The organism is Rummeliibacillus pycnus, assembly GCF_002884495.1.
Taxonomy (GTDB): Bacteria; Bacillota; Bacilli; order Bacillales_A; family Planococcaceae; genus Rummeliibacillus; species Rummeliibacillus pycnus.
In genome coordinates this window covers 3,768,048-3,785,154 of the sequence record NZ_KZ614145.1, presented here as the reverse complement: position 1 = coordinate 3,785,154, position 17,107 = coordinate 3,768,048, and the positions used below count along the sequence as shown (strand labels likewise).

17 protein-coding genes and 2 pseudogenes are annotated in these 17,107 nt (G+C 29.3%); 9 read left to right on the top strand and 10 right to left on the bottom strand.

Annotated elements, in window-relative coordinates; genetic code table 11:
* Positions 1–124: 124 nt before the first annotated feature.
* Complete coding sequence (locus CEF14_RS18470) at positions 125–571, bottom strand: OsmC family protein (RefSeq protein ID WP_102694177.1); 447 nt, start codon at positions 569–571, stop codon at positions 125–127.
* 15 nt (positions 572–586) lie between these two features.
* Positions 587–1,051, bottom strand: a complete 465-nt coding sequence (locus CEF14_RS18465; RefSeq protein ID WP_102694176.1) for a hypothetical protein — start codon at positions 1,049–1,051, stop codon at positions 587–589.
* A 376-nt stretch (positions 1,052–1,427) separates the two neighbouring features.
* Between CEF14_RS18465 and CEF14_RS18460 the strand changes: the two genes are divergently transcribed.
* From CEF14_RS18460 to CEF14_RS18445, 4 genes are all read left to right on the top strand, one after another.
* Complete coding sequence (locus CEF14_RS18460; protein ID WP_102694175.1) at positions 1,428–2,057, top strand: DUF2238 domain-containing protein; 630 nt, start codon at positions 1,428–1,430, stop codon at positions 2,055–2,057.
* Positions 2,058–2,156: 99 nt separating this feature from the next.
* Positions 2,157–2,330 (top strand): Zn-dependent hydrolase, encoded by a 174-nt coding sequence (locus CEF14_RS18455; RefSeq protein WP_102694174.1) that lies wholly within the window; start codon positions 2,157–2,159, stop codon positions 2,328–2,330.
* Complete coding sequence (locus CEF14_RS18450; RefSeq protein ID WP_102694173.1) at positions 2,317–2,895, top strand: Fic/DOC family protein; 579 nt, start codon at positions 2,317–2,319, stop codon at positions 2,893–2,895. The genes CEF14_RS18455 and CEF14_RS18450 overlap by 14 nt, the downstream gene beginning before the upstream one ends.
* Before the next feature lie 577 nt (positions 2,896–3,472).
* Positions 3,473–3,814 carry a zinc ribbon domain-containing protein YjdM gene (locus tag CEF14_RS18445; RefSeq protein WP_102694172.1) on the top strand — a complete coding sequence of 114 codons (342 nt, stop codon included), beginning with the start codon at positions 3,473–3,475 and terminating at the stop codon, positions 3,812–3,814.
* Between the two features lie 250 nt (positions 3,815–4,064).
* On the opposite strand, the gene CEF14_RS18440 is transcribed toward CEF14_RS18445, so the two are convergent.
* The 3 genes and pseudogenes from CEF14_RS18440 to CEF14_RS18430 form a co-directional block, all read right to left on the bottom strand.
* Positions 4,065–5,639 (bottom strand): putative bifunctional diguanylate cyclase/phosphodiesterase, encoded by a 1,575-nt coding sequence (locus CEF14_RS18440; protein WP_102694171.1) that lies wholly within the window; start codon positions 5,637–5,639, stop codon positions 4,065–4,067.
* 143 nt (positions 5,640–5,782) lie between these two features.
* Positions 5,783–6,658: a helix-turn-helix domain-containing protein gene (locus CEF14_RS18435; RefSeq protein ID WP_102694170.1), complete on the bottom strand. Its 876-nt coding sequence runs from the start codon at positions 6,656–6,658 to the stop codon at positions 5,783–5,785.
* Between the two features lie 693 nt (positions 6,659–7,351).
* A pseudogene (locus tag CEF14_RS18430) lies at positions 7,352–7,573 on the bottom strand (DNA alkylation repair protein); the annotation flags it as partial.
* Positions 7,574–7,637: 64 nt separating this feature from the next.
* Here CEF14_RS18430 and CEF14_RS18425 point away from each other — a divergent pair.
* Positions 7,638–7,853: a site-specific integrase gene (locus CEF14_RS18425; protein ID WP_102694169.1), complete on the top strand. Its 216-nt coding sequence runs from the start codon at positions 7,638–7,640 to the stop codon at positions 7,851–7,853.
* A 121-nt stretch (positions 7,854–7,974) separates the two neighbouring features.
* Positions 7,975–8,169, top strand: a pseudogene (locus CEF14_RS18420) (tyrosine-type recombinase/integrase); the annotation flags it as partial.
* A gap of 103 nt (positions 8,170–8,272) precedes the next feature.
* Here CEF14_RS18420 and CEF14_RS18415 read toward each other — a convergent pair.
* The 3 genes from CEF14_RS18415 to CEF14_RS18410 all read right to left on the bottom strand — a co-directional run bounded on the left by CEF14_RS18415 (position 8,273) and on the right by CEF14_RS18410 (position 10,785).
* Positions 8,273–9,532, bottom strand: coding sequence for a hypothetical protein (locus tag CEF14_RS18415; protein WP_102694168.1), 1,260 nt, complete (start codon positions 9,530–9,532; stop codon positions 8,273–8,275).
* Positions 9,533–9,586: 54 nt separating this feature from the next.
* Complete coding sequence (locus tag CEF14_RS19130) at positions 9,587–9,727, bottom strand: hypothetical protein (protein WP_170061543.1); 141 nt, start codon at positions 9,725–9,727, stop codon at positions 9,587–9,589.
* Between the two features lie 665 nt (positions 9,728–10,392).
* Entirely contained in the window at positions 10,393–10,785 is a 393-nt protein-coding gene (locus tag CEF14_RS18410; protein ID WP_102694167.1) for a hypothetical protein, read from the bottom strand.
* Positions 10,786–11,002: 217 nt separating this feature from the next.
* Here CEF14_RS18410 and CEF14_RS18405 point away from each other — a divergent pair, with 217 nt between their 5' ends.
* From CEF14_RS18405 to CEF14_RS19510, 3 genes are all read left to right on the top strand, one after another.
* Positions 11,003–11,728 carry a DUF5986 family protein gene (locus tag CEF14_RS18405; protein WP_102694166.1) on the top strand — a complete coding sequence of 242 codons (726 nt, stop codon included), beginning with the start codon at positions 11,003–11,005 and terminating at the stop codon, positions 11,726–11,728.
* A 31-nt stretch (positions 11,729–11,759) separates the two neighbouring features.
* Positions 11,760–12,932 carry an XRE family transcriptional regulator gene (locus CEF14_RS18400; RefSeq protein ID WP_102694165.1) on the top strand — a complete coding sequence of 391 codons (1,173 nt, stop codon included), beginning with the start codon at positions 11,760–11,762 and terminating at the stop codon, positions 12,930–12,932.
* Positions 12,933–13,054: 122 nt separating this feature from the next.
* Entirely contained in the window at positions 13,055–13,318 is a 264-nt protein-coding gene (locus tag CEF14_RS19510) for a tyrosine-type recombinase/integrase (RefSeq protein ID WP_407690465.1), read from the top strand.
* A 621-nt stretch (positions 13,319–13,939) separates the two neighbouring features.
* Here CEF14_RS19510 and CEF14_RS18390 read toward each other — a convergent pair.
* Both CEF14_RS18390 and CEF14_RS18385 read right to left on the bottom strand, forming a co-directional pair.
* The gene (locus CEF14_RS18390) at positions 13,940–14,860 is read right to left on the bottom strand and encodes an HNH endonuclease (RefSeq protein ID WP_102694164.1); all 921 of its coding nucleotides are present in this window, start codon (positions 14,858–14,860) and stop codon (positions 13,940–13,942) included.
* Positions 14,847–16,898, bottom strand: coding sequence for an AAA family ATPase (locus CEF14_RS18385; protein ID WP_102694163.1), 2,052 nt, complete (start codon positions 16,896–16,898; stop codon positions 14,847–14,849). Before CEF14_RS18385 ends, CEF14_RS18390 begins: the two co-directional genes overlap by 14 nt.
* Between the last annotated feature and the right edge of the window lie 209 nt (positions 16,899–17,107).

The following is a 17,107-nucleotide window of genomic DNA, read 5'->3' as shown; positions in this document are numbered from 1 at the left end:
CATTTTCTAGGGATTCATCAAGAAATTATCAACTTGTTATTATATTAAAATAGAACCTGCATCTTTTATGAATACAAAAAAACGATTACCCAATGAAGAGTAATCGCCTGTTTTTATCAATATTCTATTCATGATCTATTGTGATTTCTAATGCTATTTCTACATTTCCACGAATCGCTTTACTAATCATACAAGTTTTTTCAGCTTTCTCTGCAAGACGTACGATATGACGTTCTTCTTTTTCAGTATAATCACGTGAAATGACGATTCTCGGCTTGTGTGTAATTTTCACATAGGTGAACACACCATTCGTTACATCAACAATTCCTTCTGAAGTCATCGTTAACTCAGTTGGCTCTAGTTTAGCTCGTTCAAGCATTGCTGCAAGTGTAATAATGTAGCAGGTAGCGGCTGCACCAAGAAGCATTTCATCTGGATTTGTGCCAATCCCTGGTCCATCCATTTCAGGAGGGATCGATACCTTTGTTTGGAGTTGTCCAGTTGCAATTTCCCCTACCGAATTACGACCTCCAGGCCATGATGCAGTTAAAGTAAAAGTATGCTCAGCCATATTAAAGCCCCTTTTCTAATTGGCAAATGTATAATATTTTTCTGTATTTGGATCAAATGCAAAGCGTTCAACTTTACTATTCTTTTCCATTGTAATAATATATACCTCTTGTCCAGAATAGTCTACAATCGTTCCACTAAATTTACGATCCTTTATAACATGTCCGCCTTCAGTGCGTTCGATAATTTGCTTCGCATCATCCACATTAAAATTAGGGACACGACTCTTATATACAAATGGAGCAACTACTAACAATGCATAAGCTATTGAAATTAGAATGTACTTCTTACGAAAATTGCTAGGTTCCACCAATAAAAAATAGCTGGCAAAAAAGAAGACATTTCCTAAAACAATATAAATCATCATATTGTCTAATCCATTAACAAATAAATAATTTCTACCTATAAAATAAAAGCATAGGATTTCAATTGCAGAAACCACCAAAATCCCTTGCAATAAACGCTTTCTTTTGTTTAACATCTTTTCACCTCTTAGTGATTTACAACTATACTTCTCAAAGTAGCTATTCTACCACTTCTCATTTCTCGATATATATAACAAATTATGCCATAGCATTCCGTATAAATGCTATTTTCTAAATTATTAATTCACAAGAAGGACGGTAAGTTCCATAACATTGTTCCCTATAATTTCTAATAGGATACTGAATATATAGGTAATAACAAAGCAAATGGTTTAAATATATGAACTTGTTGTGAAAGATAGATTTTTGGAAGAAGTAGAGAGATATTCTCTTTTTAGATAAAAGAAGCAATTTCTAATCCTAAATATTGAATAGTAAATTGATCTTTCTCTAATACTAAAAGTAGAAAATATGTTGGTCGGAGTGAAAACCATGTATAGAAACAAAACACCTCATTCGAAATTTCATTTATTTCTATTATTAATCGTCTTATTGGTATTAATCTGGTCTCTTATTAAACCAAAGAGTTATATGGATTGGTTAGCAGATGGAGGGCCTATTGTAGTGGGGCTAATAATCGTCATTGCTACATATTCGCGATTTCGTTTTACTACGCTTTCGTATGTGATTATGGCGATTTTATCCATTTTAGAATTTATTGGCGCCCATTATACTTTTTCAGAGGTACCGTTATTTAATTGGATAAAAGATGAGTTTGGTCTAAAAAGAAATGATTATGATCGATTAGGACATTTCATGAAAGGTTTTTTTACGATTGTTATTCGTGAGATCTTAATACGTAAAGCTCACATACAAATAGGTGCTTGGTTAATCACCTTTACGTTTAGCATTTTAATGACGCTTGCTGCCTTGTATGAAATTGCTGAAATGCTGACTAGTCTAATAACTAGTGGCTCACAATTTGCTCAAGGTTTTCTAGGTGTTCAAAATGATCCATTTGATTCTGAATGGGATATGACGATGGCTTTAATCGGATCGATTATTGCCTTACTATTACTGTCAAAATGGCATAATAAACTGCTTAAAAAGCAAAAAATGTAAACTGTAGATTATAGTGCCTACATGCAGACGCCCTCTATATATTTATCGCTTTCCATCCATTAGATGAAGTATAATTAAATCATAGAAGGGAGTTATCTAATGAAACAAATTCAAATGAATTCTAAGGAATTGAAACGTGTCACTAAAAACTTACAGTTAGAAAACATGACCCTACATCCTTCATTACAGAAAAAAGCTGTTTCACTTGTTAACTCTGGGATTGATATTACGCCCTCCATTATTAAGAAAGCTCTACAAAATGGAAAAGTATAATACTGAAGAAAATGAAGAGTATCTTTTAAAAACCAATTTATTAGGTATCAAAGATTTGAAACAACTTGAAGAAGCAGAGGCTTTTTCCTTCTCCATTCGAGCCCTACAAGTAGAACAAGGTTCTTATATCATTAATGATTTTACACTCAATGACTTCTTAAACCTTCATAAACATCTTTTCCAAGATATCTATACCTTTGCAGGCCAATTCCGTAATGTACAACTCATTAAGGGGCATACTCGGTTTTGTCAATTTCAACACCTGCCATCGAATGCCACTGATTTGTTCAAACAATTGATAGCTGAAACTTCATGGAATTCCCTTGAAGAAGCAGCAAAACGACTAGCTTTCTATAAATCTGAACTCAATATGTTACATCCATTTCGAGAAGGCAACGGCAGAACGATCCGAATCTTTTTACGAGCCTTTGCATTATCGAAGAATATTATTTGGAGCTATGACCACATAGATCGAGAACAGTATCTAAAAGCAATGATTCACTCTGTCACAGACAATACCTTGTTAGAAGAGTTATTTTTGAAAACGATTCTATTTGCAAAATAATTAAAAGGGTGGGATAAAAAGTATTTTCTTTTTATTATTTTTCTATTTAATCCATTTCATAATGAAGAATTAGTACACAGAGCATGAACATTTCATATTTACTTTTTTGTAACATACAGTTTTGTGTTCCGTTCCAGACGGCGCTTTCCGCGGGCTTGGTTTCAATCTCCTCGGGTCAACACGATGTTGATCACAAAGCCGTTGCCACAGGACGTGGCGTACTTAGGCTTTGTTCCTTAAAAGATGTGCTCCTGCATCGCTTCGCTAGCTTCGTCGCAGGAGTCGCCGTCCTCCACTTCACACCATTCTAAATAATGTTAATCATCGAATAATCATATTTTCTCAAAGAAAGATGCTTTATGATATTGATTCTATGAAGTTCAATTATTCAGCTTTGGGTGTGGCAATTTTGTTCTGTCCCATCCTCTTCTTTAATGAGAGTGGAATTTATCAAACAAAATCAGCCACAAATAATAGAAAATCTTTATCTTTTTTATGACGATTGTAGAAATAGATTGTAGAAAAGAGCTTTTTATGGCAATCTAGAGGAGAAAATGAAGCTATTGGAGGAAAGAAGATGGAACAAATTCCAAATTGCCCACAATGTCAATCGACATATACCTATGAAGATGGGGCATTATTTGTTTGCCCAGAATGCGCACACGAATGGACAGCACATGAGCAAAAAGAAGCCGAAGAGGCGAGCATAATTCGCGATAGCGTAGGCAATCCTTTGTCAGAAGGGGACACTGTAATCGTTGTAAAAGATTTAAACGTCAAAGGGGCAGCATCGAATATAAAAGTAGGCTCAAAAGTAAAAAATATTCGTTTTGTTGATGTTGACGGACACGATTTAGAAGGGAAAGCTGATGGCTTTGGCGCCCTTTATATTCGTTCAAAATATGTAAAAAAACTGTAATCCTACATCTAGCCAAAAGAATAGCATGAAATTATAAGAAAGATAGCTTGCAAGGGCTTTTTTGGGTTGTTTCCCTTTAACTACTTTGCTTTAAGCTATCTTTTACCACATTAAACACTTGTTGCAAAATTCTAACGAATACTATATAAAAAGGGCACTGATAATGTTTTTATGCTTGAAATCAAATTAAGAGTGATTCATATGCTTAGGACTACCCTCAAACGTCAATTCCATGAACTTTTTGAAAGCCTCATCTTGTAATATTCGATTGAGTGCTATTAATGATTTCTTTTACTTTATGTTGTATATTACAAAGGTTATTGAATATATGTTCAAAAGGTATTGGTTTACTAATTAAATACCCTTGGACAAAATCGCATTCACTTTTCATAAGGTAATGTAATTGCGTTACTTCTTCTACCCCTTCTGCAACCACCTTTAATTTTAAATGTTTTGCCATAGAAATAATCATATCCACAATTGGTTCACTACTTGTATCTTGTTGAATATTTTTGACAAATGAGCAATCGATTTTCAAACAATCGATCGGCAAATCCCTCAAATAAGATAAGGACGAATAGCCGGTCCCAAAATCATCAACCGCTAATGTCATACCAAGTGATTTTAAATCATGAAGAATTGGTGTAAGATGATCCGTATTCATCGTCATACTTTCTGTTAATTCCAATTGTAATGATTGTGGTGGTAATGCCGTCTTTTCTAGTATTTGTTGCACAGTTTGAACAAAATCCCCTTGATAGAGCTGGTATAACGATAAGTTAACTGCAATTTGAATGGGTCTACCTAAGTGAACTTGTAGTTTTTTTGTTTGATAACATGCTGTTTCAAGAACCCATTTACCAATTGGATTAATCAACCCTGACTCTTCCGCAACAGGTATAAATTCACCTGGAGAGATCAGTCCTCTTTTAGGATGTTGCCATCTAACTAACGCTTCCATTGAAATGATTTCACCTGTTATCGTATCTACTTGAGGTTGATATTCTAAAAATAACTCCTTGTTTTTTAGCGCGTTAAACAAATCATTCTCTAATGTTACTTTTGCAGTTCGCACATCAGACATGGATGCTTCATAAAACGAAATATGATCTTGTGTATTTCTTGCTTCGCATGCTGCAATTTGAGCAAATTTTATTAAATCCAACTCCGACTCTGCATCTTTCGGATAAAAAGAAATGCCAATATTTAAACTATTATTCAATGAAGAATACTGAATTTCAAAAGGTGCTTCCATCATTTTCTGAAGTTGCTTACAAAACTTCAAAATATCCTCGTGACTTTGATCATGTTCAATTAAAATGACAAACTGATCATCTCTTAACTTACCAATGATTAATTGACTGGATAATTGATTTTGTAACCTTTGTGCCACCTTACTTAAAAGACGATCCGAATAAAGAGAGCCGAGAGAAGACTTAATAGAAGCTAACCGATCAATTTCAAAGACTAATACCGCTTTATGACATGAATTCCCCTGCAAATTTTCTTTTATTTTATCCAATAAATATCGCTCGTTTGGCAAATTCGTAATTTGATCAAAATAGGTTTTTTTCTTCATTTCTATTTCAGAAACCATATTTTTTTCTATATTCACAAGTTTCTTCACAATATCTTGATGAAGAAATTTAAAATAAGTAGCTAACCATAGTTGCACGATCAGCACAATGGAAAAAATAACAATATAGACAGCTGTTAATTTGACAGTAAAAAGAGTAATTCCATATAAAATGATTAAAATAAGATTAAAACTTACACATATTAAATGATCTTTAAAAGAATAAAAACCACTATACTTTTTCCCCATTATTGCCACCCGACCTTATAATACAAAATGCATATTAATTGAAAATTCAATAAGCATTTCGCACCAATTAAATATATTCTCTGTTATATATATTTAATCTTATTGAGAGGCAATAATAATTTTTTGTGTATTATTTTATACGCTTATTTTTTTGCAGACAGTTTCTTCTTCAATAGCTGATCTAAGTCTTCTTTTAATTTTGTATAAAAATACTCATTACTTAAAGTTCTGAATATATCCAAAGATTTATTGCACTTTTCAATTCCCTCCATGATGAAATCATCTACTATATTTAACATTCCTTCATAAAACAGTGATAATGTTAGTTCAAAAAACTCTGTATTCTTTTTGGTATATGTTTTCGTAGCATTCAATAACGTTTTAGCAGACTCAAAGTCATTATTTTTTATACTTAATTCTAGAAGATTAAATAATAAATAACTTAATACTTTTGTATCTGAATTCAATTCCTTATATTTTTCTGCATATTTCAGTAAATTTTTTGACATTAAAAGAGCAGGAGCAGGAGAAAATAAAAATAAAAAATTATTTAAAACAACCAACTCATAATAGCACCAATCATCAATGCTCAATAAATAATCCGTTATTTCCTGAGTATATTCTTTATCTATTTTATTAACATCCAAGTCGTTTTCCATACAATGGCACAAAATATATAAATGCCTTAAAAAAATATCATTATTTTCTTCATATTTTCTTTTCGCTTCATCTTTTATTTTTGAAATTCCCTCCATATTTTTTTCGTAGTATAATTTTATTACTTTATTATAGTCATTCATTTTTGACTCTTTTTTATAATCATTTTTCATATAGAAAAACTCATTGTAAGATACATTACAATAATCCAATATTTCAGTAAGCTTGTCTGACGAAATACTATTTTTTCCTGATTCAATCCGAGCAATATAGGGACGAGTCATACCGATCGCATTGGCTAGTGATTGTTGTGTAATGTTTTTATTTGTACGTATTTTTTTAATTACTTGGCCAATTTCCATTTAATAACCCCCTAATTTCAAGGTATATGTATCATTTTGTTTACATTTTATTTTAATTGTTTTTTGTTTAATATACTTACTAATATAAAATAAAAGAAAGGGATGAGAATACGATGAAAAAGAAATCTATTTACGTAAATTGTTTAGCTGCAGCTGCTGTATTACTGTCTTCTGCAGGAACTATTCAACTTCAACATTTTTTTGCACTATTCTAATATTTAATTACTATCTTTTCTTTTGTACCCCAATTAATATAGTCCTTGTACAAATCCTCCAGATTATAAGGAGGATTTTTTTATGAACAATAAAATTTTTAATCTAAACAGTCCATCGATTTATTTTACAGTTAATTCTATCACATAAATTCATTCAATACCCTTTTTTAGGCTATTTGGCACTTGCTTAAAAGTAAATAACTTTGATATATGGGTATTCTTTGGTATCTTGTAATTGTTAGCAATCACACTTTAAATAGGAGGAGTGTCCTTGTATTTTCTATGTGCATACACAAAATATAGGATAGGCTTGAAATACAAGAGAATGCATGAATTACTAAATTTATGTGTAAGATACCATTAGAAACGCTGAATATTATGCTTCGTTAATAAAATAAGCTCAACAAAAAAGGGCATCAATCCATTTTGGATCAACACCCACGATCATTGAATCGTATTCGTTATACGATGCGATTGTTTAGCATCTTACATATTTGCGTTTGAAGCCAATTCTTCCTTTTTCGACTTGCTTTTGAATACTTTCATAAGCGTGAAGAAAACTACTTTTTTTATTGTCCCTTTTGAGTTCTACTGGACCAACTTCTTTTGCAGTTTCAATTGCCTTGTCATGGAGCGGTAAATATGAAACGCCCACCGTGTATAGGAAATTGTTCGTAGCAGATTTCGTTCGTTTAGGCGACTTGCTTTGAAAAAGAAAAGAATGTGAAAGCCTATACCTTATTTGCCTTTTAGCATTTAGTGGTATGCGTAAAGGTGAAGCATTTGCACTTACATGGAACGATATTAGCTTTACAGACAATAAAATTCACATTAATAAAGCAATTTCACGCGGTAAAAATAATCAATTATATTTAAAATCAACGAGAACAGGTATTGCACGTACTATCGCAATGGATTCTCGTACAATAGCTATTTTAAAAGAATGGCAAAAGAAACAAAAAAAGACTATTTTAAATTAGGCTCAATACAAAATCACCTAATCAATCACCTAATCAATTAGTCTTCAGCAATGAACATAATGAGTTTTTACAGCCTACGAAAACTTGGAAATGGATCATGTAAGTTCAAAAGAAATATAATCTTAAATCAATTACTACTCATAGATTACGTCACACGCATTGTTCTTTACTGTTTGAATCAGGTGCAAAAATTAAGGAAGTACAAGTTCGTCTAGGTCATACTGATATTCAAACAACAATGAACATCTATGCTCATGTTACTGCTAAGGCAAAAGAAAGTGCTATTCAAAAATTCGAAGAGTATTTAGGCATATAACAACTATGTTTTTCTATTCTTAGTCAATCGCTACTTTAATAAAATAAAAAATGCTGAAATCCAATATTGTTAGAGTCTTCAGCATTTATTTTCAAAATATATATTAATTAGATGCTTTTTTTATACTTTCAATATAATAATTATCTGATTTCAAAACATATAATTTCCATTTTTCATTAGATATGTAAAGATGATTATCGGTTTCAATGAAATAATTAGCTGTCACTTTATGTTTTTTATCATCCTTAGTAACATAAATCACTTCATATTTTTCAAGTGACTCAATATTTAAATTTCTAATTGTTTGTCCAGTATAAATAGATAATCTAGGTAAAAATATTATTAAAATTAATATAATACTTAGCATAAAAACTTTAAATTTTGTACCATAATCTTTATTTTTCATTAATTTTATAGCCATTTTTATTATTTGGAATAGCATACTTGAATTTTTAATTTCTTTAGAATGTTCAACATCCTCTTGTTTTGTTATTTCTTCCTCAGGTATATATTTTTTCTGTTTTTTTACTTTTTTAAAATACTTTATTGACATTATTAAGCAAAATAAAAATAATCCAATCAACAAAGTAATCATTATAATAAATGTGGTTGCTAATCTATTTTCTTTATTAACTATAAAAATTATTAATATTTCAATTATGAAAAATAAAGTATATGTGTAATAAAACCAATGAAATCTATTTCTATCAACTGATATTTTAAAAAGCATTAAACTTGAACAAAGTATAATTAATGCCAGTATTAAAGTATAATTAGCTATTAAAAGTTCTAACGAGAATAAATATTTCTCAATAAATGGCTTCAATTCTGAATATTTAATTTCTACTAGACTATTGACTTCTGCTATAAATAATAAAAATAAAATTATTCCTAATAATAAAATCCCTATAAAATGATTAAATATTTTTGGATCACTATTAATTAAAGAAAACATTAAATACATTGAAATTAATATACCACCAATATATAACCATGCAATTAAAAAACTAAAATTTGCTTTCCATGATATTTCATTAGAAAAGAAAGTAGCTATAACAAAATTTAACCCTAGAACCGACAAACATATACTTATTATCAAAATTGTTTTATTTTTTGAAGAAATAGATAAAATAAAATTAGAGGTAAAATAATATATGGCGATAAAAAAAACCGAGACAAAAGAGAGGGTTCTTATATCGAAAGGTATAAAACTAGAAATGAATGAAAAATAAGAAATATCAAAAAAATTAGTCCCACTAAAATAGTATCCGTATAAAAAACCATATACTATTAAAAATCCTAAAGTTGCAATAAGACTCAGTGTAAAAAAAATGATTTTAAAATTAGAATAGTTGTAAAGCATACAAAAGTTCCCCTTTGCTAATTGGCTTTGTGCAAGACTTATATTATATATCGACTAATCTTTTTTTAAAGTTGTTTTCCCAATTCCTCCAATACCATAATAATGCAACATATCAAGGGAGTCTTTTAAGACAAATGATTTGTAAGCATCTAAATATTCATCTCTAACTATTACGTTGTATTCATTAAATTTCACTATTTTAAGTCACCCACGCTTTCTTATAAAAAATATATTTAAATCCTAGAAATTTAATTCCTAGAAATCGGAAACTGCGATTCACTGAGTGGAATTTTCAATTTTAAAAAATTTTCAATGACTGTTTTGGAATTGTTTGCTCAATCAATTCAAGTTTTGTTTTAATTCGCTGAATAATTCCAGATTTGCTTGTTGATTTTTTTGCACTTCATCATGAGTACAATTAATAAGATACTAACTATGATTGCAATAATACAAATTGTTAATAACATAATGTCACTCCTAGATATTAGGATTATCTAGTCTAATTTTCTTACAAAATAATTAAATTAGCAATTAGCTATTGATGAATTTAACCTTTTTCAACCCTTTTTCAACTTCATAATTATATATCCTATAATTAGACAAAAACGTTGAGTCGTTTTTTAGTATTTTCCCCATCTCAAAACGCAAACACTCACAAAAATTAGGTGTTTCCGAGCCGACAAATTACTTTGAATACCCATCAAATTATCCTTGTAATTAAACATTAAATCCGACCCAATTTGCACGTTTTTTAAGTTTGCTTGGTTGCAAAAACGAGGAACTTTCGTTGACTTCAAACTTCAAATTTCTAAAATATAAAGGTAAAAAGAACGTTAAACATTAAAATTTTTTCCTTCAAACTAAATTCCGATGATTTTTTCCGTTTTCACTTCTTCAACAATCTTATGTTGATCTATCAGATAAACATATACTGATCCATTTAATTCTCGGTAATCATTAAGCTCTAATTGTTGTGAAAGCAACTCTAGTGATGATGTTAATAAAATAAATCGAGTATTACCATCTTCTTCACTTGTGAAATCGACTAAGCCGAACGCTTTCATTTCACGAATATTTAATTGGCCATTTTGATATTCATATTCTTTTACAAGTTCGATAAAATCTTTTGAAATTACCCTCGCTGACCTTTCAATTGGTTGTATATGCAGTTGTGTAATAGGCTTAATAGTCTGTAACTGGATACTTCGTTCACGTTCTATATCTTCAAGTCGTTCCTTACTTCGTTCCTCCAAGTCTTCAATTCGAGTATAAGTTTGGTTAATTAAAGCACTTATATAACTATAAATATAATTTAATACTTTTAATACATAAAATTATAGTAATAAACCTTACTTTTTATAATACTTTCTTCGTTAGTTGACTTTTATTTATTTTTTTCTAAAATAAGATTTATATTTGACTTACAAAACAACAATAGTTATCATAAAGAAAAGAAAGGTGGTTTTAAATTTGGAATTATCTATTAAGTCTGAAGTTTTATCTGTACTTTTAAATAGAGTAATTTATAAAGATCCTGAACGAAAAGAGCTCTACTTACAGGCAATTAATAATGAGCATGGGAAAGGTACTTCAAATAGTAAACATACATTTGAATGGGATCAAAGATATAATAATATTTACGAAGTAGCACATAAATTAGATTTATTACCTCTTAAAGTTAGTAGATCACATCTTTGGGAAGTTATGTTTGTGATTAATGTCAAAACTAAAGAAATATATGCCTTTATGAAGGCAAAAACTTTAAAGAATGTATTAAAAAGTGATGGTCAGCACTATACTAAATTGTTAAACCAATTCAATGCTTCTTATGACCATCTTCCACCTATTAGTCAACAAACTACTTTGTTTGGAGTAGAAGAGAATAAAGATGAACTACTCAATTTAGCAAAAGAAATGATTAATTCTTCTGCCATCATTCCCGAAAAATTCTTTATTTTTGCATTTGAGGATAATTCTCTTCATACAACGATTAAGGCATTGGCATTTAATACAAGTAATGAGCTAATATTTACGAAAAATTTATCGCACCTACTTACAACTGATTACAGTTCTATTTTGGAATCTGACAATATTACACCTAAGAAATTTGCTTCTAGCAGTCAAGTAAAATTACCTCAAGAAGGAACTTCTAAAAATGGGAAGAAGAAAAGTTTATTAAAATTAAAAACTAAATAATATCAATATAATTATGTTTGGAGTTTTATTTATGAATAAGATATTTAATGGATCACGGTTAAAAGAAGCTAGATTATATAACAAATTATCAATTACTGAACTAGCAGAGAAGTTAAATGTCACAAAACAAATGATTTCTAAATACGAAAATGGAAAAAGTGAACCTACTTTTGAAAAGTCATTACAGTTGTTTAAAATTCTGGATTTTCCTAGAGAATTTTTTTATTCAGAAGATATTTCTAAAGTGGAAAACAAAGGTACATTTTTCCGATCTAGATTAACTGCAACACAAAAGTCTAAGCAGCCTGCATCAATTCTATTAAAATACACAGTCATTGTAAGAGATTTTTTAGAAGGTTATTTAGAATTCCCTGAACTTTTGCATGTAGACTTAGATAACGATGAACAACTAGATTTTGAAACTTTAGCAACTCTACTAAGAAAAAAACTTGGAATTGGTGATCAGCCTATCGAAGATATAGTAGAAATTGCGGAATCAATGGGCTTCACCGTAATCAACACCGATTATCAAGAAGATAAAGTAGATGCATTTGGTAGTTTAAATAAGATAAATGATAATGAATATTATGTTATTGCAACTGGTCATTCAAGCTCATTTTATCGCCAACAATTCAGCCTAGCTCATGAAATTGGTCACTGGATTTTACACCAAGATTTAAACCCTCAAGAACTTGATAAAGATGAATATAAAACAATGGAAGAAGAAGCTAATAGATTTGCTTCTGCTTTCTTATTACCAAAAGATACTTTTACAATGGACTTAACAAAAAAAATCATTGATGATATTGATTCATATTATAGTCTTAAAAAGATATGGAAAGTCTCAATGGCTGCTATGATTAAAAGAGCGAGAGATTTAGACATTATTTCCTCTGAACAAGAGATTAAACTTTATAAGCAAATGCATTATCGAAAATGGAAAAATCCAGAACCATTTGATAATACAACACCTGTACCAGAACCCGTTGTATTCAAACAAGCATTTGAATTACTTATTGATAATAACATTTTAAAAGGGCATGAAATTCCTCTAAAAATAGCAGAAGAATATAATTTATTTATTACAAATAAAATGTTAGCTGCTATTAGTGGTGTAAATGAAGCTATTTTCACGAATAATAGTGAGTCTAAAGTGGTTATAAAATTAAAAGATTTTTCAAATAAAGGAGCGGATATCATATAATATCTGCTCTTTTTAACTATAAAATATGAATTTTAATGTGAAATAAAAAAACACATCAATTAAATGATGTGCTTCTCAAATTGTAGATGTTTTTTTCTTTGGCATGATAATTCTCCTTCTAGTTGCGTTGTAAGAGCAATAAAAAGAAGAGGAATTACCTCTACTATCATTATACGCTCGTTGATAATAAAGACAATTTCTCTTCTTTTCAAATTAGTAGCTATGGTTTTCAAAAAAAGTATCAATTTCAAAAGAAATATAATCTTAAACCTATTACAACACACGGGTTACGACACACACATTATTCGCTTTTATTTGAAGCAGGAGTAAGTATCAAGGAAGTTCAAGACCGTTTGGGACATATAGCGACGTACAAACTACTTTAAATATTTATGCTCATGTATCTAAAGAGAAAAAGACATCTGCTATTCGAAAATTTGTAGAATATGTAGCAGATTAATTGAATACGTTTTTGACTACGTTCAAATGACATTCATTGAAATTAAATGAAATATAAAAAGTGCCAAAACCCTTAAATATCAAGGATTTTGACACTCATTGAAACCATTTGATTTCGTAATATGGAGACGGTGGGAGTCGAACCTACTTCTTCAAAGAATGCTATTATATCAATGTTTTATAGGGTTTTTAGCACCCTTTTTAAATCTCTGACAACGTGTTTGACTACGTTTTAAAAAATTGCTTACGGAGACGAGAATTTTTATTGCGATACTGTTTTAAATACTTATATTTAGAGATATCTCTTCTTTCTAAATAATAATATGGATATTTCCCCAAAACTGGTGATCGAGGTCGAAATAACGTCATACACACTGGATTTATAAGGTTTTATGTGCAACGCCTGTGTAAAATTTGCGTAAAAATTTTTCCTGTTCCAGAATCATTCTCAGTTGCCAATGGGATATTAATCATTAAACACTATTATGGATTTAATTCAATAAATCTGTAATAAAATCATCTTAATTTTAATCTTATTTACATAGATTCTATTCATTTGGAAATATTTTAAATTCCTCAAATATGTCATGAGTTAATTTAGCTAAAGGTCGCTTCCCCCAACTTTCTTTATCAACATAACCCATAAAAATTGAATTAATAACTTCATTTTTTGACTCAAATAAATCAGGGAATTGCTCTAATAATTCCTCAATTCTACTATCATTATAAATTACCGCATTTCGAATAATATCCCTAACGTAATCTTTATGCTCTTTATATAATAATTCAATTTTTAAATACTTATTAAGATTTTCTACCTTACAATTTTCTTCTTGATAAACCAACTTTATATCAAAATTATTACTTACCCCTGTCCAATATAAAAAATCGTTTTTAATAAGGGATGTTTGAAATACTACTTCATTTCCGAATTCATCTTCATATGGATAATAAAAATCTTTTTTATACGTGTCTAAAGCTTGCTTTTTTGAGTTACATATACTGCAACTAGGAATTAAATTAAATAAAGAAATCGATAGATAAGAATATAAACTTTTTGGAAAAAAATGATCAAATTGTGGCCGAATTCCTTCATTTCCTAAAGTAAATGTATACTGCCTATTGCAGTATGGACAAACCCTAACATTTAATTTTTCCAAAAGAATCTTTGACCAGAGTCGCTTAGTGAAATTTGTATATAACTTTTCAAATGGATCTTTTTTGCTCATTGGAATCTTACCTATATTATTAATAATTTCAATTAAATCACTCTTATTTCCAATAATCAACATTTCAAGTTTCTTTTTATCGATTTTTCCAGACGTATCATAAAAGTAGGAAACCAATTTTTGATATTTTTGGGTTCCTTTTAGTTTTTCAAATATGTTTTCGAATTTTACACTATTATCTTCATAATGTCCCTTCTTTATATCTTCCTTTAGATTATCATCGATTTTAATTCTTATCATTATGCTTAGCCTCTAATTCAACAACATGTATTTGGAGATTTTCTATTTGTTTCTTTAAAACTTCAATTGTTTGTGAAATATTTCTAGATTCTTCATATGTTTTTATCTTCCCTTTTAGTTTTAAATTTTCGTAATACAAATCAGTATAGTTTAATAGGAATTTATCATTAAACATTTTCATAATTCTGTTTTGTATTAATGGTTCACCTATAGAATTGATTATATTTAAACACTCTTTTTTTTGTTCTTCAGTTACATCATATATATTGCTTTCAGTAATAAATGAAATAACTTCTTTTATTTTTTTAGATGCAAACTCACCCATCGTTGATGACATAAAAAATCCATCTTTTAATAGAGTGTGGATATTGGCCCCAAAAGTGTTAACTTTTCTGAGTATAGCTTTACTATAACCGGTATTATCTTTTTCTAAATAAATGATATTACTTGAATGAATGTCAGATAAAATAAATGGGGAATGTGTTGAAATGATAATTTGAAACATCTTTCCCCCCTCACTTAAGTCTCCTAAGAAGCGTATTAATTCATTAACAAAATTTCTTGCTAGTTCCGGATGCATCCTTTCCTCTGGCTCATCCAGTAATAAAATATACTTTTCTTTTGAAGGGGTAAGCATGGAGACTTGTTCATATAATGAAGCAAAAAAACCTAAATATGCACTTTCACCATCACTAAGATTATCAATTGAATAATCAAAGAAATCACCAAAAACAGTAAACATCTCGATCAAGTTACTATTTATTTTCTCATCAACTGTTACTTCAGTTATTTTTATAATTTCATTAATACGAGCTTTTTTTGTAATATCCATACTTATATATTTCTCGTGAAAATTAATACTTTTATTCTTAGATAATTCTTCAGCTAATTCAGAATAGCATTTTAATACGTGATTTGTTCCATCATTATCATTAAAGAAATAATCTGAAATTACTTTTATGATATCGAAATAATAATTCACATATCCTTTTAGAGATTTTCTTTTAACATTAATGTTCAATATCTTTCCTTTTATTTTTTCTCTTATCACATTACTTAATTTATCGTTTATTTGATTAAAATAGAAATGTACAAAGGATTCAAGTACTCTACATACCTTTTTTTCTCTTCCATCAAGTTCACTATATGAAGAACTCATTAGTAATTTGTTTTCATCATCAAAACTGTTCTCTAAAAAGAAACTATTATATTCAAATTTCAACGTATATTTACTATCTTGAAACATAAGCCTTTTAGGTATTTGTAATTGTTTATATAGCATTTTTACTTTCATTTCTAAAAATTTCGATTGAAAATTTGCATTTCTTCGAGGGACTGAAATTTTGTAATCATCTTCTGGCTTAGTAGAATTATAGTTATAATATTTATTGCTGAGATTTTCACGAAGTGACACTATTACAAGTTTTTCCTTTTCGGTTTTGTAATCGCCATAGTATCTTATACCATCTTCATGGATTTCTCTTTTGAATTCTCCTAAATGTGTATTTAAATCATACTTATGTATTAATTTTCCTTCTGAATAATTACATATAAATCCAAACCAATATTTACTCTTCCAATAACCAAGACTTAAACCTGATTTGTATTTTAATATACTTTGAAAACTCTCAATATCATTTCCCTCAAAGCAAAACAAGTCTTGGTCATTATTATCTTTCCCCATATAATAGATAAAAAAATATTTCGAATGCTTAATTTCAGCTTTCACATCATGTGGTATTCGATAAGGTCCTTTCTCTTTATTGTAAATTACTTCAAACTCAGCGGAATGCTTATTTCTATCATCTGCTCTTAGTCCTATTACATCTAATAAATTTGTCTTACCTACACTATTTTTCCCAACTATAGCATTTATATTTGTTATATACTCAGGATAAATCGTGCTATAAGATTTGTTGGGTGTTATTTTAATGTTTTCATTGTACCTATCATATTTGATTATGAATTTTTCACTAAAATTTAATTCAGCCTCATTATAATTTCTGAATTTTTCTATCCATGTATAAATCAACTCCATCTTATTCTCCTCCAAACACTATTAGTTACTTTTCTAACAAAGAAAACTTTTTAAGCATATTGCACAATCCTTTATAATCATTAATTTTATTCTATCTCAGGTTCCTCTTCATTTTAAGTAAAGTACTTTCCGATATCCCAGTTATTTCTGTCAAAGAATATCCTTCCATAAAACTCGGTCGATTTTGATAACTGTTTCCCCTCCTAAGT

Coding starts and splice junctions, on each gene's coding strand:
- CEF14_RS18470 (WP_102694177.1), bottom strand. CDS start 571: ATGGCTGAGCATACTTTTACTTTAACTGCATCATGGCCTGGAGGTCGT.
- CEF14_RS18465 (WP_102694176.1), bottom strand. CDS start 1,051: ATGTTAAACAAAAGAAAGCGTTTATTGCAAGGGATTTTGGTGGTTTCT.
- CEF14_RS18460 (WP_102694175.1), top strand. CDS start 1,428: ATGTATAGAAACAAAACACCTCATTCGAAATTTCATTTATTTCTATTA.
- CEF14_RS18455 (WP_102694174.1), top strand. CDS start 2,157: ATGAAACAAATTCAAATGAATTCTAAGGAATTGAAACGTGTCACTAAA.
- CEF14_RS18450 (WP_102694173.1), top strand. CDS start 2,317: ATGGAAAAGTATAATACTGAAGAAAATGAAGAGTATCTTTTAAAAACC.
- CEF14_RS18445 (WP_102694172.1), top strand. CDS start 3,473: ATGGAACAAATTCCAAATTGCCCACAATGTCAATCGACATATACCTAT.
- CEF14_RS18440 (WP_102694171.1), bottom strand. CDS start 5,639: ATGGGGAAAAAGTATAGTGGTTTTTATTCTTTTAAAGATCATTTAATA.
- CEF14_RS18435 (WP_102694170.1), bottom strand. CDS start 6,658: ATGGAAATTGGCCAAGTAATTAAAAAAATACGTACAAATAAAAACATT.
- CEF14_RS18425 (WP_102694169.1), top strand. CDS start 7,638: ATGCGTAAAGGTGAAGCATTTGCACTTACATGGAACGATATTAGCTTT.
- CEF14_RS18415 (WP_102694168.1), bottom strand. CDS start 9,532: ATGCTTTACAACTATTCTAATTTTAAAATCATTTTTTTTACACTGAGT.
- CEF14_RS18400 (WP_102694165.1), top strand. CDS start 11,760: ATGAATAAGATATTTAATGGATCACGGTTAAAAGAAGCTAGATTATAT.
- CEF14_RS18390 (WP_102694164.1), bottom strand. CDS start 14,860: ATGATAAGAATTAAAATCGATGATAATCTAAAGGAAGATATAAAGAAG.
- CEF14_RS18385 (WP_102694163.1), bottom strand. CDS start 16,898: ATGGAGTTGATTTATACATGGATAGAAAAATTCAGAAATTATAATGAG.